At 31.3% G+C, this 25,742-nt stretch carries 27 protein-coding genes; 10 read left to right on the top strand and 17 right to left on the bottom strand.

The annotated features are described in order from the left end of the window. A partial coding sequence (locus tag ABD690_RS12550; RefSeq protein WP_344730937.1) for a hypothetical protein occupies positions 1 to 414 on the top strand: 414 nt, incomplete at its 5' end. Here the strand turns inward: ABD690_RS12550 and ABD690_RS12555 are convergent. From ABD690_RS12555 to ABD690_RS12595, 9 genes are all read right to left on the bottom strand, one after another. Then, entirely contained in the window at positions 411 to 647 is a 237-nt protein-coding gene (locus ABD690_RS12555) for a DUF6095 family protein (protein WP_344730938.1), read from the bottom strand. The genes ABD690_RS12550 and ABD690_RS12555 overlap by 4 nt on opposite strands. Continuing rightward, the gene (murQ, locus tag ABD690_RS12560) at positions 625 to 1,455 is read right to left on the bottom strand and encodes an N-acetylmuramic acid 6-phosphate etherase (RefSeq protein WP_344730939.1); all 831 of its coding nucleotides are present in this window, start codon (positions 1,453 to 1,455) and stop codon (positions 625 to 627) included. Before murQ ends, ABD690_RS12555 begins: the two co-directional genes overlap by 23 nt. Before the next feature lie 171 nt (positions 1,456 to 1,626). Beyond that, positions 1,627 to 3,852 carry an NADP-dependent isocitrate dehydrogenase gene (locus tag ABD690_RS12565; protein ID WP_344730940.1) on the bottom strand — a complete coding sequence of 742 codons (2,226 nt, stop codon included), beginning with the start codon at positions 3,850 to 3,852 and terminating at the stop codon, positions 1,627 to 1,629. Positions 3,853 to 3,969: 117 nt separating this feature from the next. Then, a complete protein-coding gene (locus tag ABD690_RS12570; RefSeq protein WP_344730941.1) occupies positions 3,970 to 4,542 on the bottom strand; it encodes a pentapeptide repeat-containing protein in 573 nt (190 codons plus the stop codon). A gap of 596 nt (positions 4,543 to 5,138) precedes the next feature. Beyond that, complete coding sequence (rplS, locus tag ABD690_RS12575; protein WP_344730942.1) at positions 5,139 to 5,492, bottom strand: 50S ribosomal protein L19; 354 nt, start codon at positions 5,490 to 5,492, stop codon at positions 5,139 to 5,141. A gap of 130 nt (positions 5,493 to 5,622) precedes the next feature. Then, on the bottom strand, positions 5,623 to 6,300 hold the full coding sequence (gene trmD, locus ABD690_RS12580) for a tRNA (guanosine(37)-N1)-methyltransferase TrmD (protein WP_344730943.1): 678 nt from the start codon (positions 6,298 to 6,300) through the stop codon (positions 5,623 to 5,625). A 75-nt stretch (positions 6,301 to 6,375) separates the two neighbouring features. After that, positions 6,376 to 6,978, bottom strand: coding sequence for a tRNA (guanine-N1)-methyltransferase (locus ABD690_RS12585; protein WP_344730944.1), 603 nt, complete (start codon positions 6,976 to 6,978; stop codon positions 6,376 to 6,378). Between the two features lie 131 nt (positions 6,979 to 7,109). Beyond that, positions 7,110 to 8,558: a glyceraldehyde-3-phosphate dehydrogenase gene (locus tag ABD690_RS12590; protein WP_344730945.1), complete on the bottom strand. Its 1,449-nt coding sequence runs from the start codon at positions 8,556 to 8,558 to the stop codon at positions 7,110 to 7,112. Between the two features lie 147 nt (positions 8,559 to 8,705). Then, the gene (locus ABD690_RS12595) at positions 8,706 to 10,121 is read right to left on the bottom strand and encodes a trypsin-like peptidase domain-containing protein (protein WP_344730946.1); all 1,416 of its coding nucleotides are present in this window, start codon (positions 10,119 to 10,121) and stop codon (positions 8,706 to 8,708) included. A gap of 197 nt (positions 10,122 to 10,318) precedes the next feature. On the opposite strand from ABD690_RS12595, the gene dapF reads away from it, so the two are divergent. From dapF to ABD690_RS12620, 5 genes are all read left to right on the top strand, one after another. Beyond that, entirely contained in the window at positions 10,319 to 11,095 is a 777-nt protein-coding gene (dapF, locus tag ABD690_RS12600) for a diaminopimelate epimerase (RefSeq protein WP_344730947.1), read from the top strand. Further along, positions 11,092 to 11,616: a GNAT family N-acetyltransferase gene (locus tag ABD690_RS12605; protein WP_344730948.1), complete on the top strand. Its 525-nt coding sequence runs from the start codon at positions 11,092 to 11,094 to the stop codon at positions 11,614 to 11,616. Before dapF ends, ABD690_RS12605 begins: the two co-directional genes overlap by 4 nt. Beyond that, on the top strand, positions 11,617 to 12,660 hold the full coding sequence (gene mltG, locus ABD690_RS12610; protein ID WP_344730949.1) for an endolytic transglycosylase MltG: 1,044 nt from the start codon (positions 11,617 to 11,619) through the stop codon (positions 12,658 to 12,660). It begins immediately after the preceding gene. Between the two features lie 48 nt (positions 12,661 to 12,708). Then, entirely contained in the window at positions 12,709 to 13,566 is an 858-nt protein-coding gene (locus ABD690_RS12615) for a DUF2279 domain-containing protein (RefSeq protein ID WP_344730950.1), read from the top strand. A gap of 117 nt (positions 13,567 to 13,683) precedes the next feature. Continuing rightward, the gene (locus ABD690_RS12620) at positions 13,684 to 14,361 is read left to right on the top strand and encodes a peptidoglycan-binding protein LysM (protein ID WP_344730951.1); all 678 of its coding nucleotides are present in this window, start codon (positions 13,684 to 13,686) and stop codon (positions 14,359 to 14,361) included. A gap of 9 nt (positions 14,362 to 14,370) precedes the next feature. Here ABD690_RS12620 and ABD690_RS12625 read toward each other — a convergent pair whose 3' ends face one another. From ABD690_RS12625 to dnaA, 4 genes are all read right to left on the bottom strand, one after another. Beyond that, a complete protein-coding gene (locus ABD690_RS12625; RefSeq protein ID WP_344730952.1) occupies positions 14,371 to 15,090 on the bottom strand; it encodes an SAM-dependent methyltransferase in 720 nt (239 codons plus the stop codon). Next, the gene (locus tag ABD690_RS12630) at positions 15,090 to 16,496 is read right to left on the bottom strand and encodes a PQQ-dependent sugar dehydrogenase (RefSeq protein ID WP_344730953.1); all 1,407 of its coding nucleotides are present in this window, start codon (positions 16,494 to 16,496) and stop codon (positions 15,090 to 15,092) included. Before ABD690_RS12630 ends, ABD690_RS12625 begins: the two co-directional genes overlap by 1 nt. A gap of 80 nt (positions 16,497 to 16,576) precedes the next feature. Next, positions 16,577 to 17,029, bottom strand: a complete 453-nt coding sequence (locus ABD690_RS12635) for a low molecular weight protein-tyrosine-phosphatase (RefSeq protein WP_344730954.1) — start codon at positions 17,027 to 17,029, stop codon at positions 16,577 to 16,579. 12 nt (positions 17,030 to 17,041) lie between these two features. After that, entirely contained in the window at positions 17,042 to 18,469 is a 1,428-nt protein-coding gene (dnaA, locus tag ABD690_RS12640; protein ID WP_344730955.1) for a chromosomal replication initiator protein DnaA, read from the bottom strand. A 179-nt stretch (positions 18,470 to 18,648) separates the two neighbouring features. Here dnaA and ABD690_RS12645 point away from each other — a divergent pair, with 179 nt between their 5' ends. Next, complete coding sequence (locus tag ABD690_RS12645) at positions 18,649 to 19,044, top strand: acyl-CoA thioesterase (RefSeq protein ID WP_344730956.1); 396 nt, start codon at positions 18,649 to 18,651, stop codon at positions 19,042 to 19,044. On the opposite strand, the gene ABD690_RS12650 is transcribed toward ABD690_RS12645, so the two are convergent. Genes ABD690_RS12650 through ribD form a run of 4 tightly spaced genes read right to left on the bottom strand, consistent with a single transcriptional unit; the run spans position 19,045 to position 22,152 of the window. Further along, positions 19,045 to 19,653, bottom strand: coding sequence for an IMPACT family protein (locus tag ABD690_RS12650; RefSeq protein ID WP_344730957.1), 609 nt, complete (start codon positions 19,651 to 19,653; stop codon positions 19,045 to 19,047). Further along, positions 19,653 to 20,504 carry an EamA family transporter gene (locus ABD690_RS12655; protein WP_344730958.1) on the bottom strand — a complete coding sequence of 284 codons (852 nt, stop codon included), beginning with the start codon at positions 20,502 to 20,504 and terminating at the stop codon, positions 19,653 to 19,655. Before ABD690_RS12655 ends, ABD690_RS12650 begins: the two co-directional genes overlap by 1 nt. Before the next feature lie 2 nt (positions 20,505 to 20,506). Then, positions 20,507 to 21,118 (bottom strand): HAD family hydrolase, encoded by a 612-nt coding sequence (locus ABD690_RS12660; RefSeq protein ID WP_344730959.1) that lies wholly within the window; start codon positions 21,116 to 21,118, stop codon positions 20,507 to 20,509. Positions 21,119 to 21,159: 41 nt separating this feature from the next. After that, the gene (ribD, locus tag ABD690_RS12665; protein WP_344730960.1) at positions 21,160 to 22,152 is read right to left on the bottom strand and encodes a bifunctional diaminohydroxyphosphoribosylaminopyrimidine deaminase/5-amino-6-(5-phosphoribosylamino)uracil reductase RibD; all 993 of its coding nucleotides are present in this window, start codon (positions 22,150 to 22,152) and stop codon (positions 21,160 to 21,162) included. Positions 22,153 to 22,175: 23 nt separating this feature from the next. Between ribD and ABD690_RS12670 the strand changes: the two genes are divergently transcribed. The 3 genes from ABD690_RS12670 to ligA all read left to right on the top strand — a co-directional run bounded on the left by ABD690_RS12670 (position 22,176) and on the right by ligA (position 25,664). Beyond that, positions 22,176 to 22,667 (top strand): GNAT family N-acetyltransferase, encoded by a 492-nt coding sequence (locus tag ABD690_RS12670; protein WP_344730961.1) that lies wholly within the window; start codon positions 22,176 to 22,178, stop codon positions 22,665 to 22,667. After that, the gene (gene prmC, locus ABD690_RS12675) at positions 22,664 to 23,530 is read left to right on the top strand and encodes a peptide chain release factor N(5)-glutamine methyltransferase (protein ID WP_344730962.1); all 867 of its coding nucleotides are present in this window, start codon (positions 22,664 to 22,666) and stop codon (positions 23,528 to 23,530) included. The genes ABD690_RS12670 and prmC overlap by 4 nt, the downstream gene beginning before the upstream one ends. 133 nt (positions 23,531 to 23,663) lie before the next feature. Beyond that, positions 23,664 to 25,664: an NAD-dependent DNA ligase LigA gene (gene ligA, locus ABD690_RS12680; RefSeq protein ID WP_344730963.1), complete on the top strand. Its 2,001-nt coding sequence runs from the start codon at positions 23,664 to 23,666 to the stop codon at positions 25,662 to 25,664. Positions 25,665 to 25,742 lie beyond the last annotated feature (78 nt).

Below are 25,742 nucleotides of genomic sequence, written 5' to 3' on the forward strand. Positions count from 1 at the left end.
TTTTATTCTAATTTAGGTAAACACTTTAGACATATCTTTGACTTTTATAACGCTATTTTAGATTATAATGAAAACTATAGCGTTGACCTTACTATTAAATCTAGAAATTCTTGCGCTGAAGATGATATTAGTAAAGCTTGTGATTATTTGGATTATGTTGTTAAAAAATTATCTGCATTGGATGAGAGTATGATGAAAAAAAAAGTTTTTGTTATTGATGATTTGGGAAATGGTAAAATAAAAATGAAGTACACTTTTGAGGCTTTGTTATCACAAGCAAATAGTCATACTATCCACCATTATGCTATAATAGCTTATATACTAAACACTTTGGGTGTAAAAATAGAAGATGATACATTTGGGTATAATCCAACAACGCCAAAAAACAAACCTATTTTTAAAGCTGAAAATTAATTTTTTTTGTAGAACATGCTATCCATAATAGTTTTAAGTCCTTTAAAAACAAGAAAAATAGCTAGAATACAGATTAGAATAGCTACAATTAAAATAGGAATATAAAGTGGTTTTTCTTGATTACTAAAGGCAATATATAGTAAAGTAGGACCAAGAAACATGCATAATAATGATATGCCCATTGTTTTTATTCCTTTGACTAAAATTGTTTTATTGGTTCTTTTGGTTTCCATTTTTATAATTTTGGATTGCTAAACGAACATTTTTGTGTTTATCTAATAATAATTTCGCTTGTTGTTCATTAATGTTAAGCTCTGATGATAACATTCTAATAGCTCTATCAACCAATTTATCATTGCTTAACTGCATATCAACCATTTTATTTCCTTTAACTTTCCCCAGTTGAGCCATAGTTGCAGTAGAAATCATATTAAGAATCAGTTTTTGAGCTGTGCCAGCTTTCATTCTAGAACTTCCTGTAACAAATTCAGGACCTACAATTGCTTCTATTGGATATTGAGCAGTTTTAGATAAAGGGCTATTATGATTACATGTAATACATCCTGTAATAATATTTTCTTGATTACATTTTTTTAGACCGGCAATTACATAAGGAGTTGTTCCTGAAGCAGCAATGCCTACTACAACATCTTTATCTGAAATATTATAATCACATAAATCATCCCATGCTTGGGTTGTTGAATCTTCTGCAAACTCTACAGCTTTTCTAATTGCGTTATCGCCACCTGCAATTAATCCAATAACTACATTGTGGGAAACACCAAAAGTAGGTGGACATTCAGATGCGTCTAAAATACCTAATCTACCGCTTGTCCCTGCGCCAATGTAAAATAGACGACCACCCAATTGTAATTTTTTGACAATTTGTTCAACTAAAACCTCAATTTGAGGTAACGCTTTTTCTACAGCTAAAGGAACTGTTTTGTCTTCAGTATTAATATTAGTTAATATTTCTGTAATGGTCATCTTTTCAAGATGATTGTAATGTGAATCTTGTTCGGTTGTTTTTGTAAAGCTCATATAAAAACAAAAATACGGAATTTTGTAAAGCGTTAGTGATGGAAACGGCATCCTTTTGTTTAACAAAAGATATAGTGTAGAGCACGTGCCTTTTTATGGAGTTTGTCATAAAAAGGTAACGCCCAATTATAAAAAAAGCTCCTTTTTAAAGGAGCTTTTATAAGTTATTAATTAAAGAGAATTTATAATATTGTTTAATGTATCGCTTGGTCTCATTGCTTGACTTGCCAATGATTCATTTGGTTCATAATAACCACCAATATTCATTGATTTTCCTTGTGCGCTATTTAGTTCATTTACTATTTGAGTTTCATTTTCTTTTAGTTGATTAGCTACTGCAGAAAATTGCTCTTTTAATTCAGAATCTACGTCTTGATTTGCTAAAGCTTCTGCCCAATACATAGCTAAATAAAAATGACTACCACGATTATCTAATTCGTTTACCTTACGAGAAGGAGATTTACCATTGTCTAGGAACTTATCAGTAGCATCATCTAGTGTGTCAGCTAATACTTTTGCTTTTGCATTACTATTAGCAATTGAAAAATGTTCTAATGATACTGCCAATGCTAAAAATTCACCTAAAGAATCCCAACGTAAGTGATTTTCTTCTTCAAATTGTTGTACGTGTTTTGGAGCTGATCCACCAGCACCAGTTTCAAATAAGCCACCACCATTCATTAATGGTACTATTGATAACATTTTTGCACTTGTTCCTAATTCTAAAATAGGGAATAGGTCAGTTAAGTAATCACGTAATACATTTCCAGTAACAGAGATTGTATCATTACCTTCTTTTATTCTTGCTAGTGTGAAATGAGTAGCCTCAATAGGAGAAAGAATTCTTATGTCTAATCCTGTTGTGTCATGATTTGGTAAATATTTATTTACCTTTTTTATTAATTCTGCATCATGAGCTCTGTTTTTATCTAACCAAAATACAGCAGGTGTATTAGATGCTTTTGCTCTTGTTACTGCAAGTTCAACCCAGTTTTGAATAGGAGCATCTTTTACTTGACACATTCTCCAGATATCACCAGTTTCAACATTGTGCTCAATAAGAACATTTCCTTTTGCGTCTATTACTTGAACTTTTCCGTTACCAGGAATTTCAAATGTTTTATCATGAGATCCATATTCTTCTGCTTTTTGAGCCATTAGACCTACGTTTGGAACTGTCCCCATAGTCGTTGGATCAAAAGCACCGTGCTGCTTACAAAAATCAATAGTTGCTGTATAAACACCAGCATAGCTGCTATCTGGTATAACAGCTTTTGTATCTTGTTGTTTTCCTTCTTTATTCCACATTTGGCCAGATGTACGAATCATAGCTGGCATTGATGCATCAATAATTACGTCACTTGGTACATGTAAGTTGGTAATTCCTTTATCAGAGTTTACCATAGCTAAATCAGGACCATTGTTAAAAGCTGTTTCAATATCAGCTTCAATTTCTTTACGTTTAGCTTCTGGAAGCTCGTTAAGATTTGATATTAAGTTACCAAAACCATTGTTAACATCAACACCTATTTCTTTAAAAGTTTCTCCGTGTTTTTCAAAAAGGTCTTTAAAGAATACTTTTACAGCATGTCCAAAAATAATTGGATCACTAACTTTCATCATGGTAGCTTTCATGTGTAAAGAGAATAAGACACCTTGATTTTTCGCGTCTTTTACTTGTTCATCTAAAAATGCTAATAAAGCTTTTTTGCTCATTACAGTAGCATCGATAATTTCTCCTTGTAAAAGGTTTAAACGATCTTTTAATACTGTTTTTGATCCAGTTTCGTCTGTAAATTGAATACTAACTGTATCTGCTTGTTCCATGGTTAGTGACTTCTCATTATGGGCAAAATCACCTGCTTCCATTGTAGCAACATGTGTTTTAGAATCTGATGACCAAGCGCCCATTGCATGTGGGTGTTTTTTGGCATAATTTTTTACAGCCTTTGGTGCACGTCTATCAGAGTTTCCTTCACGTAGTACAGGGTTTACAGCACTACCTTTTATTTTGTCATATCGACTTTTAATATCTTTTGCTTCGTCAGTGTTAGTGTCTTCTGGGTAATCAGGCACTTTGTATCCTTGTGCTTGTAATTCTTTAATAGCAGCTTTTAGCTGTGGTATTGAAGCACTAATATTTGGAAGTTTTATAATATTAGCTTCTGGTTTTTTTACAAGGTCTCCTAATTGAGCTAATGCATCTTCAACTTTTTGATCAGCATTTAAAAAATCAGGGAATGTTGCTAAAATTCTTCCAGCTAATGAGATATCTTTTGTTTCAACTTGTACTCCTGAAGATTTAGTAAAAGCTTTAACAATAGGTAAAAAAGAATAAGTTGCTAAAGCTGGGGCTTCATCTGTTTTTGTATAGATAATAGTTGGAGTATTTGCCATAGTTGTTTAATATTTAGTTTTGTTAAATTACTTTTTATGAAAGTCTTGCAAATATACAAAATTCATGTGTTTTTTAAACATGTTGATGTTCAGTGTTTAAGGTTTTTATGGGCGATTTTAATCAATTGTAATATTGAAATCTTTTAATAAACCTAATACCTCATTTTTTGAAAACTTTGTATGATTTAAGATATTTTTACTTGGGTTTATTCTGTAATTATATGAAGACCTAAAATCGACATTTTTTAGATTCGTGTTGCTAAAAATACTTTTGTTTAAATCACAGTTTTTGAATTTTGAGTTTTCTAGATTGGCATCAGAAAAATCGACACTTTCTAAATTACAATCTACAAACTGTATGTTTTTTATTTTACTATTATAAAATGATGATAAGCTCATGTTTGAGTTTATAAAAGAGAACTCAATTAAAAACTGATTACATTCATTAAAAGGAACTCCTAGTATCTTACAATTTTTAAATATTACACCTTTAAAAGTGGTGTCTTTTATTTTCACAGAACTTAAATTGCAATTAATGAATTCACATTCTAAAAATGAAATATAGGATAGATAACCGTTAGAAAAATTACAGTCTATAAAAGTGCAATTGTCATATTCAGCTTTTTCTAGAGCTAAATTTGTGAAATCTTTTTTTGTAAAAGTTTTATCTAAAACTAGAGGAAGGTTCATTTATAAGATGTAAGTTATGTTTTACAAACATAAAGTTTATTAAAAACAAAAGCCATATCAGAATAGAATTTAATCTATTTTTGATATGGCTTTCTTTGAAATAGCTTTTTTGATCTATTAACTATACTGTTAAATTTTGATAATTTAAGATTCATCACCTTAATACTATCTTTTCAATTCAAATACAACTATTTCAAAAGGTACATTTTGTTTACAACTTTCAAAATGTATTGACTTGTTGATAAAATGCACTTGATGATTGTTTTTAGAAAGCTATTGCTTTAAAATTAACTGTTTTATGATTAGTGTTTTTAAAGCGATGCTTATTAAGTATTTCTACTTATTAAGTGTATTCTTCTTAAAAAACAATCAATATTAAAGAACGTTTCTTTATACAGCTTAACACAATATTCAAATTCATTGTTGAAACCAACATGGATGTTGTGTTAAACTGTTTTACTAAATTACAAAATTGTTTGAGTTATTTTGTTTTTTTAATAATTTAGTTTTCAACCATTTATGAACTAAAGTTATTAACTTTTGTTAATAAAAAAAGCCTTGCAAATACAAGGCTTTTCAATGTTATTAAACGTTTATTAACGTTTCATGCTTTCTTTAATTCTAGCTTTCTTACCAGTAAGACCTCTGAAGTAATAAATACGAGCTCTACGTACTTTACCTCTTTTGTTGATTTCTACTTTTTGTAAAGCTGGCATGTTGATTGGGAAAATACGCTCAACACCAATTGATCCAGACATTTTTCTAATAGTGAAAGTTTCAGAAGTACCAGTACCTCTTTTTTGAATTACGACACCTCTAAAAAACTGTGTACGTGTTTTACTACCTTCTTTAATTTCGTAGTATACAGTAATAGTGTCACCAGCACTAAATTTTGGTAAGTCTTTTCTTGTTACAAATTCGTCTTGTACAAATTTTACTAAAGATTCCATATCTTTAAAATTATTATAGTTAGTTCGAAACAACATTCACGATTCTCGCCAGAGGTTAACCCGAAATTGGCTGCAAAGATAATTAATAATTAATAACCAACAATTTTTAATGTGATTTTTTAATTCTTATCTAGTCATCAAGTAAATCTGGACGTCTCTCTTTTGTTCTATTGTATGCTTGTTCTTCTCGCCACTTTTCAATTTCAGGAAAATTTCCACTGAATAGTATTTCTGGAACTTTCAAACCTTTGTATTCTCGTGGCCTAGTATAAATTGGAGGAGCTAATAAATTGTCTTGAAAAGAATCTGTTAGGGCAGATGTTTCGTTACCTAAAACACCAGGAATAAGTCTTATTACAGCATCACAAAGTACAGCGGCGCCTAATTCTCCGCCAGATAGCACATAATCTCCAATGGATATTTCTCGAGTGACAAATAAATCTCTTACACGTTGGTCAACGCCTTTGTAGTGCCCGCAAAGTATAATGATATTTTCTTTTAAAGAGATTTGATTTGCAATACCTTGGTTTAAGGTTTCGCCATCTGGAGTCATATAAATAACTTCATCATAAGTGCGTTCAGATTGAAGTTTAGAGATGCATTTATCTATTGGTTCTATCATCATAACCATACCAGCACCGCCTCCAAACTGATAATCATCTATAGACTTATAGTTGTCTGTGGTATAATCTCTTAAATTATGAAAATGAACTTCTACTAAATTAGCGTCTATAGCTCTTTTTAAAATTGAAGCCTCAAAAGGGCTTTGTAGAAGTTCTGGTAAAACGGTTATTATATCAATACGCATTGCAATGTCTTAAGAAATGCAAAGATGCAAAGAATATGGTGAAAATAAAATATGATTTATTTACAGTTTTATAGGCTAGTTATTTTTTTGCTTATTTATTTCGTCTTGTAATTGGCGTCTTACTTTTTGTTCGCGTTCTAGGGCTATTTTTCTGTGTTCTTCAAATTCTTCTTCAGTCTCTTCTAGAGATTTTTTTGCTTGCTTTGTTACAGCGTTACTGTTTTTGAATTTGTAGATAAAGAATAATAGTAAAACAAATAAGCCTCCAATAATAGACCACATTAATGCGTTGTAACTAGCTTTGCTCATTTGTAAACCAAATAATGACATATTGTTTTTTTCATTATTTGTTTTTTCTAATGTTGCTTTTGTATCGTTTAAGTTTGTTTTTAAACTAGCAATCTCATTGGTTTGATTTGTTACTATAGCTTGTGTATCTGCAAGATTTTTATGTATAGCGTTTAGTGAATCTATAGTGTGAGCTTTTAAGGTATATAGCCACGTTTTTTTTACAACTTTATAATCTTGATAATTGTTAGATTTTCTTATTACGTACTCAAATTGATTATCTATTGTTCCACTATTTAATGAAAGTTTATCATCATCTGTGGTTGATTGTGCATGAATGTTGAATGATAAAAATAAAGTAACTAAAGTTAAAAATTTAAGACTATTCATTGGGTGTTTTTTGTTTGACAGTATGTTGCGAAAATAAGAAATAAAGTTTAGTTTTTCTACTAATGAAAAGCCTCACTTTTGTGAGGCTTTATTTATATACGGTCAAAATTTATTTTTGGATGTTTATACTACTAGTAATAAGTAAAACGTCTTACTTTGGCAATATATTTAGCAAGTCTAATTACTTGGTGGCTGTAACCATACTCATTATCATACCAAATGTAAAGAATAATGTTTTTACCATCTTTTCTAACTATTGTTGCTTTGCTATCATAAATAGAAGGCGCAGAGCTTCCTACAATATCACTAGATACAAGTTCGTCACTTAATTCGTATTTAATTTGCTCAACTAAATCTCCTTCTAATGCATATTTTTTAAGAATTGTATTTACGCTATCTAAAGAGGTTTCCTTATCAAGTTCTAAACTTAAAATTGCTAATGAACCATTAGGAACAGGAACTCTAATAGCATTTGATGTTAGTTTTCCTTCTAATGCAGGTAAAGCTTTTGCAACAGCACTTCCTGCTCCAGTTTCAGTAATAACCATGTTTAGTGCAGCTGCACGCCCACGTCTATATTTTTTATGAAAGTTATCTACTAAATTTTGGTCGTTGGTGTAAGCATGAATGGTTTCTAAATGACCAGATTTTACACCAAATGTGTCATTTATAGCTTTTAATACTGGTGTTATAGCATTTGTAGTACAAGAAGCAGCAGAGAAAATATCTATTTTATCTGGATCATTTTCTTTTTGGTTAACACCGTGTACAATATTAGGAATTCCTTTTCCTGGTGCAGTTAGTAATACTTTTTTTACACCTTTAGATTTTAAATGTCTGCTTAAAGCTTCTTTATCTCTAAAGGCTCCTGTATTGTCTATAACCAATGCGTCTTTTATTCCATATTTTGTGTAATCAATATCTTCAGGGGCATTTGCAGAAATAATGTTTACTGTAGTACCATTGATAATAAGTGCACTATTTTCAACATCAGCAGTTACCGTACCAGAAAAATCACCATGAACAGAGTCATTACGCAATAATGATGCTCTTTTTTCTAAAACAGTTTGATCTATTGTACCACGTGTAACAATAGCTCTTAAACGTAACTGACTTCCTTTACCTGTTCTAGTCATTAATTCTCTAGCTACTAATCTACCGATTCTACCAAAACCATAAAGCACTACATCTTTAGGTTGAATAGCTTCTTCTTTACTAGCATTTTTAAGCTTATCAGCAACAAAAGCCAATGCATTGTTGAATTTTTTTTCTTCTAGGTGATACTCGTAAGTTAATTTACCAATGTCAAGTTTTGCAGGAGGTAAATCTAAAGTTTGAATAGCTTGTGCGATTTCTACAGAATCAAAAATAGAAATTGGTTTTTGTACAAATTCACCTGCATATTCGTGTAGGTTTAAAATCTCACTAACATTTCTGTCAATTAGTTGATTTCTAAATAGTACAAGTTCTATAGATTTTTCATACCAAAGATCGCTTACTATCTTAATAAATTCTACAGTAGCTCTTCGTCTATCTGCTTGAAAAGCCAATTCGCTTTCATAAGTTTCTTTAAAACTCATTGTATTCGTTTTTAGTGTGTTGTTTAAATATTTTTTGCAAAAGTAACATATTTCAAACGTTTTCGTAACGTTTTTTCAAAAATAAAAAATCCCTTGCCTGGTTATTGATTTAGACAAGGGATTTATGATATGAAACAAAGAGCGTGGTTATCTAAATATGAAACTTTGCTTTTGGCCGTGACTGTTAAGAATGCTTATTTTTTCAATATTCTCTTTAAAGTCATTACCATATTTTTGCTTTAAAGTATTGATATCGTCAATAGAGTTTATAGGCGTATCATTTATATCAGTAATAATTGTGCCTCTATTTATACCTATTTTTTGGTAAAGCCAATAATTATCATTTTTAGTAACTAAAACACCTTGCTTTATATTATATTTTTCTTTTGTTGCGCTTGGAATATTTTTGAGTTGCATATCTAGAAATGTAACTGTAAGTATTTCACTTTTAGAAAGTTTTACAGGTAATGTTTTTTCTTTACCATCTCTTAAAACTGTTACTTCTACTAAATCATTTGGTCTTTTTGTACTTAAATAACCTGTTAGATCTGCGAATTTTGAGATTCTTACATTATCTATTTGTTTGATAATATCACCACTTTTTATTCCAGCATTTTTTGCACCTGATTTATCTTCAACATTGCTTACGTAAAAACCTTCAGTAACATCAATATCTAAATCTTCAGATTGTTCGCTGTTTAAGCTAATGCCGCTTACACCTAATATACCATTTTGAACATTACCAAATTCCATAATATCTTCTACAACTTTTCTAGCAATGTTACTAGGAACAGCAAATGAATATCCTATATAAGATCCTGTTTGTGATGAAATTGCAGTGTTTATACCTATTAAATCACCATTACTGTTTACTAAAGCACCACCTGAATTACCTGGGTTTACAGCAGCATCTGTTTGTAAAAAAGATTGTGAATGTTGCCCTGTTAAATCTCTAGATTTTGCACTAATAATTCCTGCTGTTACTGTAGATGTTAGGTTAAAAGGGTTACCTACAGCCAAAACCCATTCGCCAACTTTTACTTGGTCGCTATCTCCAAAAGTTGTAAACGGAAGTTCATCATCAGCATCAATTTTAAGTAACGCAACATCTGTTTTAGGATCTGTACCAACTAATTCAGCAGGTAGAGTTCTGTTATCGTTTAGTGTAATTGATATTTCTTTTGCACCATCAATAACATGATTATTCGTTATAATATAACCATCAGGAGAAATAATAACTCCGCTACCAGTTCCTACTTGCGCATGTTGAGAACGTCTGCCATAAAGCAAATCCTGAAAAGTAACAGGACCAGAAACTACTGATGTGTTTTTAACGTGTACTACAGCATCAATTGTTTTTTCAGCAGCATCTGCAAAACTTGGAGCGTTTTCAATACTGTAATTGTTTTTTTTTGTGTTTAAACTTGTTGGAAAATAATGAGTTGACTCTTGAGGTGTTTGCGATGTAGTAATAACATCTTTCTCAATAAATAATTTGTAAGATGACAATGAAATTACGCCACCTAATACCGAAACAAATACGAGTGTTAGAAACTTTTTCATATGTAATTAATTTTATTTGATATTTATAATTCAAGACACTAAAAAGAATTGTGCCTCTAGTAATTAGATTTTTACAACGATTAAAATTAAATTTTTATTGAATTTATTTTTGGTTTTTAACGATTTTTAACGCCAACTTTAACGAGTGATTAACAGTGTGAAAACCGATGTAATATTCCTATATTTGCCAAACAATTATGGGGACAACTTTTTATAAATATCAAGGAACTGGTAATGATTTTGTTATGATAGATAACAGATTATTGCAATTTGATAAAACTGACGCGCAACATATTGCTTTTTTATGTGATAGACGTTTTGGTATTGGTGCTGACGGATTAATATTGTTAGAAAATCATACAGAATATGATTTTAAAATGGTTTACTACAATGCTGACGGTCATGAAAGTTCTATGTGCGGAAACGGAGGCAGATGTATTGTTGCTTTTGCTAAGCAATTAGAAATCATTTCTAATAAAGCTACGTTTGAAGCTATTGACGGTTTGCATCATGCCATTATTGAAAACGATACGGTTAAGCTACAAATGCAAAATGTGTCTACTATAGAAAATCATAAATCGCATTTATTTCTTGATACAGGATCGCCACATCATATAACACTTGTTGAGGACTTAAAAAGTCTTGATGTGAAAACCGAAGGTTCAAAAATAAGATATAGTAACTTGTATGGAAAAGCAGGTAGTAATATCAATTTTGTAAAAAAAATATCTCCAGACACTTTTGCAGTAAGAACCTATGAACGTGGTGTTGAAGACGAAACCCTTTCTTGCGGAACAGGAGTTACAGCTGTAGCATTGGCAATGCATTACATAGGTGAAACAGAAAAGAACCTTATAAACCTTGAAGTAGAAGGAGGAAAACTTCAAGTAGGTTTTGATATTACAGATTCTAATTATGAAAATATTTGGTTAATTGGCCCAGCAAATATGGTTTTTAAAGGCGTTGTATCATGATTACTTTAAAAGGAGAACATATTTATCTACGCGCTTTAGAGCCTGAAGATTTAGAATTTATTTACGTAATTGAGAACGATGAAAGTGTATGGGAATTAAGTAGTACACAAACGCCATATTCTAAATTTTTAATAAAGCAATATCTAGAAAACGCTCATAAAGATATTTATGAAGTTAAACAATTGCGATTGGTTATTTGTAATTATGATGATCAAACTATAGGACTTATAGATCTTTTTGATTTTGATTTTAAAAACAGTCGCGCAGGTGTTGGTATTTTGGTAAAGGATGTAAATAATAGAAATAGAGGTATAGGAAAAGAGGCTTTACAGCTTTTAATATCATATAGCAAAGAACATCTTAATTTGCATCAATTGTATTGTAATATTTCAGAAACAAATGAGAATAGTTTAAAGCTATTTAAAAGTCAAGAGTTTACGATTATAGGTTTAAAAAAGGATTGGAATCTTGTAAAAGGTTCATATAAAAACGAATATTTACTTCAACGTATTTTAAAATAAATGTATATAAAAAAAATACTTTGGGCAGTTGCCCTAATTGGTTTAGTAGTAGCAGGTTTGTTTGCGTACTACATTTATAGTGTTATGTTAAAACCTAACACAGCTTTTAATAATGAAGAAGCCTATGTATATATAGCAAGTAATGCCAATTATCAGGATGTTAGAGATCAATTAGAACCACTTCTTTTAGATATTGATAAGTTTGATGCACTTGCAGAAAGAAAAAAATATACTACCAATGTGAGAGCTGGACGATACGTTATTAAAAAGGGAATGAATAATAACGATATTATTAATTCTATACGAAGTAAAAACATACCAATTAATATAGCGTTTAATAATCAAGAAAGTCTAGAGAAATTAGCTAACAGAATTAGTAACCAGTTAGAGCCTGATAGTTTAGCCATTATATCAGCAATGAAAGATAAAACGTTTTTAGAAGCTCAAGGTTTTACTGAAGCAACAGCTTTAGGTATGTATATTCCTAACAGTTATGAGTTTTTCTGGAACACATCTGCTGAAGCTTTTAGGGATAGAATGCTTAAAGAATATAATAGATTTTGGAGCGAAGCAAGAAAAACTAAAGCTAAAGCCATAGGCTTGTCCCAAGATGAAGTAATGACACTCGCTTCTATTGTGTATGAAGAATCTAAACAAGCAAATGAACAACCAAGAATAGCAGGTGTTTATATGAATAGATTAAACATAGGAATGCCGCTGCAAGCAGATCCAACGTTAAAGTTTGCAGCTTATAAACTGCCACAATATCAAGGTACTGTTATAAAACGAGTATTAAATATTCATAAAGAAATAGAGTCGCCATACAATACCTATAAGTATGCAGGCTTGCCACCAGGATTAATTGCAATGCCAGATATATCTGCAATAGATGCCGTGCTTAATTATGAAAAGCATAAGTATTTATATTTTGCTGCTGATGCACAGCGTTTAGGTTATCATAAATTTGCAAAAACATTAAGCCAGCATAATGTTAATGCTAGAGAGTACCAACGTTATTTATCTTCTCAAGGTATAAATAAATAGTTTTTGAAAACTTGCTTAAAACATACTCTAGTTGCTTTTTTTATAACGATGACTGCTTGGTCGCAGCATAGTGATATTAATTCGTTTTTAAAACCAAGTGATACTTTAAATATATCAAGAAGAAATACAGTACTTATTACTGAAGCTTCTTTAGCAACATTAACATTGGTAGGCTTAAATCAGCTTTGGTATGCAGATTATCCTAAATCAAAATTTCATACGTTAAATGATAATGAAGAGTGGCTTCAAATGGATAAACTGGGTCATGTGTTCTCTTCTTATCAATTAGGTCGAGTAGGAGCAGACGTTTTAAACTGGAGCGGTGTTAGTAAAAAAAATCAGTTAATTTATGGTGCTACTTTAGGCTTTGGTTTTCTTACTGTAGTTGAAGTTTTTGATGGCTTTTCTCAAGAATGGGGATTTTCATGGGGAGACATGGCTGCAAATGCAGCCGGAACCGGATTGTATGTAGGCCAAGAATTACTATGGAAAGAGCAACGTATTGTACTTAAATATTCATTTCACAGAACACAGTATGCAGCGCAACGACCAGATAAGTTAGGTAGTGGGCTTACTGAAGAGTTTTTAAAAGATTATAATGGACAAACTTATTGGTTAAGTTTTAATATGTCTTCGTTTTTTAAAGATTCAAAGATTCCTAAATGGCTAAATATAGCTTTGGGTTATGGAGCTGATGGAATGCTTACAGGAACTAATACACATTTGTCAAATTATGATAGAGGTCGCCAATATTACTTAAGTCTTGATGTTGATTTAACAAGAATAAAAACGAATTCTCATGTTTTGAAAACTTTGTTTAGCGTTTTTAATACCATTAAAATACCTTTCCCTGCTTTAGAAATAAATGAGAAAAACGGTGTAAAGCTACACGCTGTCTACTTTTAGAAAACCTTAACACTTTGGTTTTCAGATATTAAAAAAAATACGTATATTTGCACGCTGAAAATTTCAACGCACCGTGATTTTTTATTGTGGAGCAATGTGTTGAAGAAATTCAAAAATATGATAAAAAATATTGGAAGTTACACAGCCCTATCACTTACAATATGTTTCTTATTGTTTGGCTCTTTTTACTTAAATAAAGAAGTAAAAACCAAATTAAATACATCAAAAAGAATAGCAATGGTTGATAATACTGTTGTTGATAATGATGTACTTGTTGCAGATGCTATTCATCCTATTCACAAGCCAAACGATTATTCTTTTTCTCCTAAATTAGGTAAATCACTTATTGGTTTTAAAGAAGCTTTAGGTTTTAAAGAATCTCGAGGTGATTACTTTACAGTAAATACTTTTGGTTATTTAGGTAAGTATCAATTTGGAAGAGAAACTCTAAAACTTATTGGTGTTTACAACACCGTTATGTTTCTTAACAATCCCGAATTACAAGAAAAAGCATTTATAGCAAATGCTGAACGTAATAAATGGATTTTAAGAAAAGACATAAAACGTTTTTCAGGACGTACTATTAACGGAGTTGAAATAACAGAATCAGGTATTTTAGCAGCAGCTCATTTAGCTGGAGCTGGCAATGTAAAAAAATACTTAAGAAGTCATGGAGCTCAAGGTTTTTCTGATGCATTTGGTACATCAATTCAATATTATATCAAGAAATTCTCTGGATACGATACGTCATCAATAAAACCAAATAAAAAAGCAAAAGTAAAGGTGACAGCTTAATAACAGTTGTTACTCTTTATGTATTACAAATAATGCAGGTCTTTTATGTAGGTCTGCATTATTTTTTTTCCACGCTTTTACTGTTTTAGTTTTTATGTATTCTGTTGATAGTGTTATGTCACAAGCAATACAAACCAAAGTATTTTCATTTAGTGTATGGCATATGTCTTCAAGCATTGCGTTATTTCTATAAGGTGTTTCAATAAAAAGTTGCGATTGATTTTGTTTAAAAGACAATTGCTCTAATCGTTTTAATTCTTTTTTTCTCTCGCCTTTATCTATAGGTAAATAGCCGTTAAAAGCAAAGCTTTGTCCATTCATTCCAGAACCCATAACGGCCATTAAAATTGATGAAGGACCAACCATAGGTACGACCTTAATATTGTTTTGATGAGCAATTCTAACTATATCAGAACCAGGATCGGCAACAGCAGGGCAACCAGCTTCAGATAGTAATCCAACTGGTAATCCTTCTTTACACGGATTTAAAAAACTAGGTATTTCTGAAGCATCTGTAAATTTATTTAGAACAAACAGCTTTAATGAAGATTGCTTTTTGTTAGGGCAGATTTTTTTTATAAATCGTCTAGCACTTTTTTCATTTTCAACTATAAAATGAGAAATATTTTCTATTGTTTTTTTTACAGAAATAGGAAGAACTTCTAAAGGTTCGTTATCGCCTAGCGTTGTAGGTATTAAATATAGGTTTCCAGAATTAGGGTTGCTCATTAGTATATTATAAGTTTTTTTAATGATGTTTTTCCATTTGTAGCAGTTATTTCAGTGAGGTATAATCCGCTAGCTAAATCTTTTGTAGATACTTTAATTGAACTATTGTTAGTGTTATTTACTGTTTTTATGGCAGTACCTTGAATATTATATATTATTATTTTTGAGATATTATTAGTTGCGCTTGAGTTGTCAAAATATACCATGTCATTTGTTGGGTTAGGATACATTTTTATAGATGATAGATTAAATTCATCAGTACTTAAATTGGTGTCAACAATTTTAAAAATGTTTCCAGAGCTTAAACCAGCTACATAAATCTCACCATCAACATCTTCTCCAAAAGCAGTCCAGTTGTTGCCCGAGTATTGTTGTGTAAAAGACATATCCCAAGTTGTGCCATTGTATTCTAAAATTCCTATTTCATTACTGCAATAATCTGCAAAAAAGTATAAACCACTTAATGTTGATTGCGCTGTTCCTCGATATCTATATCCGCCTGTAATAGAACATTTAAAAGCGCCACTTCCAGAATGACTATATTGACTTACCGGAAATGTTATTGTATTAACGTCAGGACATCCTGTTGTATTGTAAGCCGAATTTCCTTCATAGCATCTCCAGCCGTAATTTACACCAGCTGTTGTAATTGGAACCATGTTTATTTCTTCAATATCATTTTGACCAACATCTGCAATCCAAATGTCATTAGTTTGCCTATCAAAAGAAAAACGCCATGGATTTCGAAGTCCATAAGCCCAAATTTCATCTCTAGCATTTGCTGTACCAACAAACGGGTTATCGCTAGGAATTCCGTAGTTGTTTCCGCCACTAGCTGTGTTTACATCTATTCTTAATAGTTTGCCTAATAGCGAATTCAAATTTTGTGATCTGTTTTCAGGGTCACCACCAGAGCCGCCATCACCTGTAGCAATATATAAATAGCCATCGCTGCCAAAAGCGATATCACCTCCATTATGATTAGAGTAAGGTTGAGCTATGGTAAGTAATATTTCTTCTGTACTAGGATTTGCAGTGTTATCATCTGGAGGGTTTGTTACAAACCTAGAAATAACGGTATCCCCGTTATTGTTTATATAATTAACATAGAAAAAACCGTTTGTTAGGTAGTTAGGATGAAAAGCTAAACCTAGCAAACCTCGTTCACCTCCGCTATTTGAAACTAATGTGTTAATATCTATAAAAGGCGTTGGGTTTGTGCTTCCATCATTGTTTACAATTTTTATTACACCAGCTCGTTCAACAATAAAGAGTCTGTTGTCTCCGGCATGTTTTATACTTACAGGGTTTGTGAACCCAGAAGCATAGGGCTCGATATCAATGCTTTGAGATATTGATACAATTGAATAGGTAAGTAATAGAATACTAGTATATAGCTTTTTCATAAGTATCAATTTTAAAGATTAGCACTATGGTAAAATACAAAAAAAAGCTAGTAAACTTAAAATATTTTAAAGTCTTAATGTTAGTGTTGAAGTTTTGATGCAATTTCATTACATGCCTCATCAAGCATTTTGTAAGTATTTTCAAAGCCTTGTTCGCCACCATAGTAAGGATCTGGAACACTGTGGTTTTGATTGGGATATATCTCGTTAAGTATGTATTTAACTTTAGCAATATCTTCAGGAGTTCTAGACTGTTTTATAACGTTTTCATAATTTGATTCATCCATCACGTAAATTAAATCAAAAGTATCAAAGTCTTCAGTAGAGAATTGTCTTCCTTTAAGATTAGAAATATCGATACCATATTTTTTAGCAACTGCAATAGAGCGTTTATCTGGAGCGTCACCTACATGGTAATTGCTAGTTCCTGCAGAGTCTACAAGGACATTTTCAGAAAGTTTGCTTCGTAAAATACCTTCGGCCAAAGGAGAACGACAAATATTTCCTAAACAAACCATGAGTATTTTAGTCATCGAAAAAGGTTTTTATACAGAAAGCTTTTTTGTTAAGTCTTCTACGTACTTTCTAAATTGCTTGTCTGTTGCAGATAAGTTATCTACAGTTTTACAAGCATGCAAAACTGTGGCATGATCTCTTTTTCCTATTTGAGAGCCAATACTAGCAAGTGAAGCTTTTGTGAATTTTTTAGCAAAAAACATAGCAAGCTGTCTTGCTTGAACAATGTGACGTTTTCTTGTTTTAGATTGTAAAGTATCAATATCCATTTGGAAATAGTCAGATACCACTTTTTGAATATAATCTATAGAAACTTCACGTTTAGTGTTTTTAACAAATTTCTCAACAACTTGTTTTGCAAGATCAATTGTAATTTCTTTTTTATTGAAAGAAGATTGCGCGATTAAGGAAATAATAGCTCCTTCTAATTCTCTAATATTTGTTTTAATATGTTTGGCTACGTAATCTACAATTTCGTCTGGCATATCAACACCATCTCTGTATAGTTTGTTTTTTAATATAGATACACGTGTTTCAAAGGCAGGACTTTGTAGTTCTGCAGAAAGTCCCCATTTAAACCTTGATAGTAAACGTTGTTCTATATCTTGCATATCAACAGGAGCTTTGTCACTTGTTAATATCACTTGTTTACCGTTTTGATGTAAATGGTTGAAGATGTGGAAAAATACATCTTGAGTACCAGTTTTTCCTGATAAAAACTGTACATCATCAATGATTAACACATCAATAATTTGATAAAAATGTATAAAATCATTTCTATTATTTTTCTTAACAGACTCTATATATTGTTGTGTAAACTTTTCAGCTGAAATATATAAAACTGTTTTTTCAGGATATTTATCTTTAATATCAATACCAATAGCATGCGCTAAATGGGTTTTTCCTAAACCAACACCACCAAAAACTAGTAGCGGATTAAATGATGTGCCTCCTGGTTTTGAGGCTACAGCTAAACCAGCACTACGAGCTAAACGATTAGAGTCTCCTTCTAGGAAATTTTCAAAGTTATAACTAGGATTAAGTTGCGACTCTATTTTGACATTTCGAATTCCAGGAATAACGAAAGGGTTTTTTAATTCAGGGCTTTTATTGTTTAGAGGAATATCAACATCTTGAGCTTTTACAGCGCTTCTATTAGAACTAGGTATACGTTCTGTAAAAGGTTGTTTGTTACCATACGTGTTTTCCATTTTTATAATGTAAACAAGTTTGGCTGTGTCTCCAAGTTCTTTAGTAAGTGCAACTTTTAAAATCTTAACATAGTGTTCTTCAAGCCACTCGTAAAAAAATTTACTAGGTACTTGAATGCTCAATGCGTTGTCTGTAAGTTTTACTGCTACAATAGGTTCAAACCATGTTTTGTATGCTTGCGGTTGGATGTTATCCTTTATAAATTCAAGACAATTATTCCATACCGATTTCGCAGTTACACTCATTATTAGTTAAAAGGTTTTACTAGTTAGTTATTGAAGAGACCTGATATTCTCTGTTGATTTATAGCTGAGCAAATATGTGAACAAAATTCTAAAAAAAAAAATCAATACCTATTGAATTTTAAGAAATTTTTTCTCATGTTTAAAAGCATGCCTAAACTACAAAAAAATATTTAAATAAGATGACGGTTTTTGATGAAATTCCAATAAGAATTAGATATGGTGAAACAGACCAGATGGGTGTTGTACATCACGGTAATTACGCATTATACCTAGAAATAGGTAGGACAGAGTGGTTGAGAAAAAAAGGAATTTCTTACAAATCTATGGAAGATAACGGTGTTATGTTACCTGTTATCTCTATGAACATTAATTTTAAAAAATCTATTCTTTATGACGACGTTATTACGGTAAGAACACAGTTAAAAAGAGCACCTTCGGTAAAGATTGAATTTAACTATGAAATACGTAGCGAAACAGGTATTGTTTTGGCTACTGCAAACACGGTTTTGGCGTTTGTAGATATGAAAACTAAACGTCCTATTAAATGTCCGGAGTATATTTTGGAGAAACTGTAGTTAAAGTTCTTTAATACTTACTTCATAAATGTTTTTTATAATATCAAATATGCTTTTTGCTTCTTTTTGTCTAACACTTATTGTAAGTTGGCAATCTAGCTCTAGTTTTTGATTTATAACATTTAGGTTTTTTTCTTTTACAACACGCATAACTTTGTTCATGTTTTTGTAATCAAATGTTATTAGGTATTGAGTATTTATTGTTTTTGTAACTATTTTAGAGTTTTCTAAAGCTAATTGAGCTGTAGTTTTATAAGCATTTATAAGTCCGCCAACACCAAGTTTAACGCCACCAAAATAACGAACTACAATAATGAGTGTGTTTGTTATTTCAAAGGATTGAATTTGACCATAAATAGGCATTCCAGCACTATTATTTGGTTCACCGTCATCATTAGCTCTAAACAGGATATTGTTTTCACTTGTGCCTATTTGATAAGCATAACACCAATGTCTTGCTGTATGATGTTGTTTTTTTATGGTTTCAAGATGTTCTTTTACTTCGTCTTCAGAAGTTACTGGGAAAGCATACCCAAAAAACTTACTGTTTTTATCTTTAAAAAGTACTTCTTCGCTAGGTTTAGTAATAGTTCTGTATGTATCTTTCATTACGTAAGAGTTACAAGTATTATAGATATTACGGCAATTACAATACCTATCCAATTAGTTTTTGATAGATTTTCTTTAAAAAATAACAAGCCTGTAAAAGTAGATAGCATGACTACGCCTACGTGATTTATGGTGAATAACGTAGAGCTTTCAAAAAGCTCATGATCTAAAGCTTTTAATAAAAAGAAAATTGAACCAAAGTTCACAATGCCTAAAATAATGCCACTTACAAAAGCTCGTGGTGTGATTAGTAATTCTTTTTTTATCACTAGAGTACATACGCCTATTATAGCTGCAATACAAAAAATGGTTGCTGAAAACAATGGAATACCATTTTCAGGAACATAAGTTGTCTCTAAATACTTTATAGAAGTATCAATAATACCAGAGCCAAAGAATAAAATGATAGGAAATAAAAGATTTTTTTTGAAATCTATCTTTGATGCTGATTTTATAGATGTTAAGTATACTGCTGTAAGCGCTAGTAAAATCCCAATTATTTTTTGTAAACCAGTACTTTCATGATATACATAAATGCCAAATATAATAGGGATTATAACACTCATTTTAGATGCAACAGAAGCAACAGAAACACCATTTTGCTGTGATGTTTTAGCCATTACAAAAAAGATAGAGATAAATAAAAACCCTAAAAAAACAGCGCCATAAAACCAAGGCGATTTTATGGTGTTATTTACTGTGATATTTCCTCCGTAGGTTATTAAACCTGTAATACACGCAAAAAAATAGTTTATTACGATAACCTGAAGTGTTTTTATATTATAAGCTTGAAGTAGCTTAAATATTACAAAAATAAGGGTGGAGCAGACTATACTACAAAGTAAATACATGCTTAAAATAAATGTTTGTTAGTAATAAATAACTGTGTTACATCATCTGTTTCTGGATTTATGTTCCAAGTGTTAATACCTAAAAGAGCAGCACTGTCGGTATTTTCTTTTAAGTCATCAATAAATAAACATGTTTCAGGAGCTAGGTTGTTTTCTTTCAATACAAAATCATAAATAGCTGTGTCTGGTTTTCTTAAGTTTATTTCGTGAGATAAATAGAATTTGTTAAAGCAGTTTTTAAAATCTTCGTAAAAACGAATTTCATTTTTTATCCATTCTATATGAAGTTCATTTGTATTGCTTAAAAGTATAAGGTTGTATTGCTTATCATTTTTAAGTTGTTGTATGAATTCTAATCTATGACTAGGAAAATCTTTTAAAATGCAATTCCAAGCATCTAATATTGAGCTTTTATCTAAAGCAGGAAAATTATCTTGATAGAATTCCAGAAACTCATTTGTAGAGATTAGTCCTTGTTCGTATAAGCTGTTTATAGCTGTAAGTTCTTCAGGAAATGTTTCAATTTCAAATAGGTTTAGAGCATTTGTGATGGCACCTTGTTTGTCAAGGTTTATAAATACATCGCCAAAATCAAAAATTAATGTTTTTATCATACTATGTAAGTTGTAGTGATATATGCTTTACAATTATTTTTTTAGTTAGAATTATTGTTAGCGTATACTTTTAAGATATCTTGTTTTATGTGTTGTTTTGAAGTTAATTCTCCAATTAAATCAGGTGCTTTTATACCATCATCAAATGTTGTGTCGCCAATAAAAATACGAGCTTCGTCCCAAAGATTTTCATTAATAAAACGTTGTAAAGTTTTGCTGCCACCTTCAATTATTACAGAGTTTATATCTGCCTTAAATAATAAGTCGCAAATAGATTTAGCAGATGTTTCTTTAACAAGAATGGTTTTAGCTTCGTTACTAAAAACATTCAAGTCTTGAGAAAGAATTTCATTTTTGTCTAAAACAATCCTTACAGGATTTTCTCCAGTCCAATCTCTTACAGTCAGGCTAGGATTGTCTTCAATAACAGTATTTGTGCCAACTAAAATAGCTTGCTCTTCAGCACGCCACTTATGTACCAATTGCCTAGAATAAGAATTAGTAATCCAAACGGGTTTCTTTTCGTTTTTGGTTTTTGGAGCAATAAAGCCATTTGCAGTTTCAGCCCATTTTAAAATTACATAAGGACGCTTTTTATTATGAAAAGTAAAAAAGCGTTTATGATGTGTTTTGCAAGCATTTTCTAATACGCCAACAGTAACGTTGCAACCAGCTTTTTTAAGTCGCTCTATGCCTTTTCCGGCAACTTTGCTATGCGTATCAATGGTGCCAATAATAACATTGGGGATTTTTTTTTCTACAATTAAATCGCTGCAAGGAGGCGTTTTTCCATAGTGACTACAAGGTTCTAAAGTCACATAAAGTGTAGCCTCTTGTAATAACGCTTGGTTTTTAACAGCATTTATAGCGTTTACTTCAGCGTGAGCTCCGCCATACGGACTCGTAAAGCCTTCACCAATTATTGCATTATTGTGTACAATAACACAGCCTACCATAGGATTTGGTCTTGTAGAACCCAAGCCGTTTTTGGCAATTTCAATACAGCGTTTTATGTATTTTTCATGTATCTTCACGGGCGCAAAAATAAGATAATAAAATGAGCCGTGATAATATTGTGATTAGAGATATTACTCCAGCAGATAATAAGGAAATTGCTCAAGTGATTCGTGATGTGTTGGTTGAGTTGGGAGCGCCAAAAGTAGGAACAGCTTATGAAGATAAAACCCTTGACTGCATGGCTGAAACCTATAGTAAGCCAAAAGCGGCTTATTTTGTGGTTTCTTCAAATAAAAAAGTAATAGGAGGTGCTGGTATTGCTCAATTAGACAACTGTGATGAAAATGTTTGTGAGCTTCAAAAAATGTATTTTTTGCCAGAGGCTAGAGGACTAGGGCTTGGTGAAAAAATGATTAATACTTGTCTTGATAAAGCTAGAGAATTAGGGTTTGAACAATGTTATTTAGAAACTTTACCTTATATGAAAGCTGCTACAAAACTTTATACAAAGGTTGGTTTTAAATCACTAAAAGAGCCATTAGGTAATACTGGACATTTTTCTTGTAATGTCTGGATGATAAAACGTTTATGATTTTAAAAGATATTCAAAATATATACCACAAAGAGTTAGATGCTATTTACGGAAAAAACGAGGTAGATAGTTTTTTCTATTGGTTGATAGAGTATTATTTTCAGTTTAATAGAGTCACATTGGTTTTAGAGCCGCAATTAGCCTTAAGTAAAACCGAAGAGCAGTGTTTGTTTGAGGCTTTAGCTAGGTTAAAACAAAATGAACCAATTCAATATATTCTAGGAGAAACAGAATTTTATGGTTTAACATTTAATGTGAATAAACATACCTTAATTCCGCGCCCTGAAACAGAAGCGTTAGTTTCATGGGTAATATCTCATAGCTTATCTCTTGATAAAGAAAAGCCTCTTAAAATATTAGATATTGGTACAGGTACTGGATGTATTGCTATTTCAATTGCTAAAAATTTACCAAATGCAAGTGTGTATGCTTTAGATGTGTCTTCTGAAGCCTTACATGTGGCTAAAGAAAATGCTAAACGCCATAAAGTAAATGTCACGTTTATTCAAGATGATATTTTAAATGTATCAGCATTAAACGCTAATAATTTAAATGCTTTTGATATTATTGTTTCAAATCCGCCTTACGTTAGAAACCTTGAAAAACAAGAAATAAAAGCCAATGTGTTAGACTATGAACCACATTTGGCCTTGTTTGTCGAAGATGATAATCCTTTAGAATTTTATGAAGCAATAGTTCATTTTGCTCAAAAAAAACTAAACAAAAAAGGAGCATTATTTTTTGAAATAAACGAATATTTAGGGGAAGAAATGAAACATTTGTTTATCTCTAATAATTTTAATGAGGTTGTCTTGAAGCAAGATATTTTCAATAAAAACAGAATGATCTCTGGAAAAAAATAAACAGAAAATTAAAATAGTTTTTTTAGCAGTGTATTTTAATTAATTGTTAATAACTCTATTAAGGAGTTCGGTATAAAATGCATAATTTTACAGACTTATCAACCTTAAAAGGTTTAATAAGGAACGCCTTAAAATGACAGTACAAGACCAAATAAACCAGCTTCGAGAAGAACTTCGTCAACATAATTATAACTATTATGTTCTTGATAACCCTACTATAAGTGACTTTGATTTTGATGTAAAACTAAAACAGTTACAAGTATTAGAGGAAAAACATCCAGAATTTTATGATGCTAGTTCACCAACTCTGCGCGTTGGAGGAGAAGTGACAAAAAACTTTGAGACAATTGTTCATGAACACCGTATGTATTCGTTGGATAATTCGTACTCTAAAGAAGACTTGTTGGATTGGGAATCCCGAATTAAAAAGCAAGTAGATGGTCCTGTGCAGTATACTTGTGAACTTAAGTATGATGGCGCTTCTATAAGTTTAACATATGAAAATGGGAAACTATTAAGAGCTGTTACACGTGGAGATGGTTTTCAGGGTGATAATGTGACAACCAATATAAAAACGATAAAATCTGTACCACTACAATTAAAGGGCGATTATCCGTCAAAATTTGATATCCGTGGAGAAATTGTTTTACCTTTTGATGGGTTTCATAAAATGAATGAAGCTCGAATTGAAATAGGAGAAGAGCCATACAGAAATCCAAGAAACACAGCATCTGGTAGTTTAAAATTACAAGATAGTGCCGAAGTCGCAAAACGACCACTAGAATGTTTGTTGTATAATATAACAGGAACAAACTTAAATATAACCACACAGTTTGAGAGTTTACAAAAAGCACGTGTCTGGGGATTTAAGGTTCCAGATGCTGCAAAATTAGCAAACTCAATTGATGAGGTTTTAGAGTTTATTAATTATTGGGATACGCATCGTCATAACTTACCTTATGAAACTGACGGTGTTGTTATTAAAGTAAATAGTTTATACCAGCAAGAAGAATTAGGATATACAGCAAAAGCGCCAAGATGGGCTATGGCTTATAAGTTTAAGGCAGAACAAGTGTCAACCAAACTTAACGAAATCACCTATCAAGTAGGCAGAACAGGAGCTATTACGCCTGTAGCCAATTTAGAGCCTGTTGAGTTAGCAGGAACTACAGTAAAAAGAGCTTCTTTGCATAATGCAGATCAAATAGAAAAATTAGATATTCGTGTTGGAGATGAAGTTTTTGTTGAAAAGGGAGGAGAAATTATACCAAAAATTATTGCTGTAGATTTAACAAAGCGTCCTCAAGATTCTCAACCAACCAATTATATTACTCGTTGTCCTGAATGCGAAACAGAATTAGTTAGAACCGAAGGCGAGGCTCAACATTACTGTCCTAATTATAACGGTTGTAAGCCACAAATCATAGGAAGAATACAGCACTATATCTCTAGAAAAGCAATGGATATTGATGGTTTAGGAGGAGAAACAGTGACTTTATTGGTAAATGCAGGTCTTATAAGTAATTATTCAGATTTATATGAGCTTACAATAAATGATGTTTTACCATTAGAACGTATGGCTCAAAAGAGTGCTGAAAATTTAATTAATGGAATAGAAGCTTCAAAACAAATTCCTTTTGAACGCGTTTTATATGCTTTAGGTATTAGATATGTTGGTGAGACTGTAGCCAAAAAATTAGCTAAACATTATAAATCTATTCAAAATATTGCAAATGCGTCTCATGATGATTTGGTAAATGTTGATGAGATAGGAGTGAAAATTGCAGAAAGTGTTTTGATGTTTTTTGCATCAGAAGAGAATATGTTGATTATTGAGCGATTAAAACGCTTTGGTGTGCAATTAGAAATTTCAGCAGAAAAGCTAGCAAATCAAACGAACAAATTAGAGGGTTTAACATTTGTTGTTTCTGGTGTTTTTGAAAACGTTTCTAGAAATGAGTTAAAGAAACTTATAGAAGATAATGGTGGTAAAGTATCTTCTTCAATTTCATCAAAAACCAGCTATATAGTAGCGGGAGCTAATATGGGACCAAGTAAAAAAGAAAAAGCAGAAAAGCTAAATATAGAATTATTGTCAGAAAGTGAATTCTTACAAAAAATACAAGTAAAATGATTTTTATTAGATAAAAAGTATTTTTTTATCGATAAATTGTAATTATATATCTATATTTGCTTCAGTGTAAATTAATTA

Source organism: Corallibacter vietnamensis (genome assembly GCF_039537875.1).
Taxonomy (GTDB): domain Bacteria; phylum Bacteroidota; class Bacteroidia; order Flavobacteriales; family Flavobacteriaceae; genus Corallibacter; species Corallibacter vietnamensis.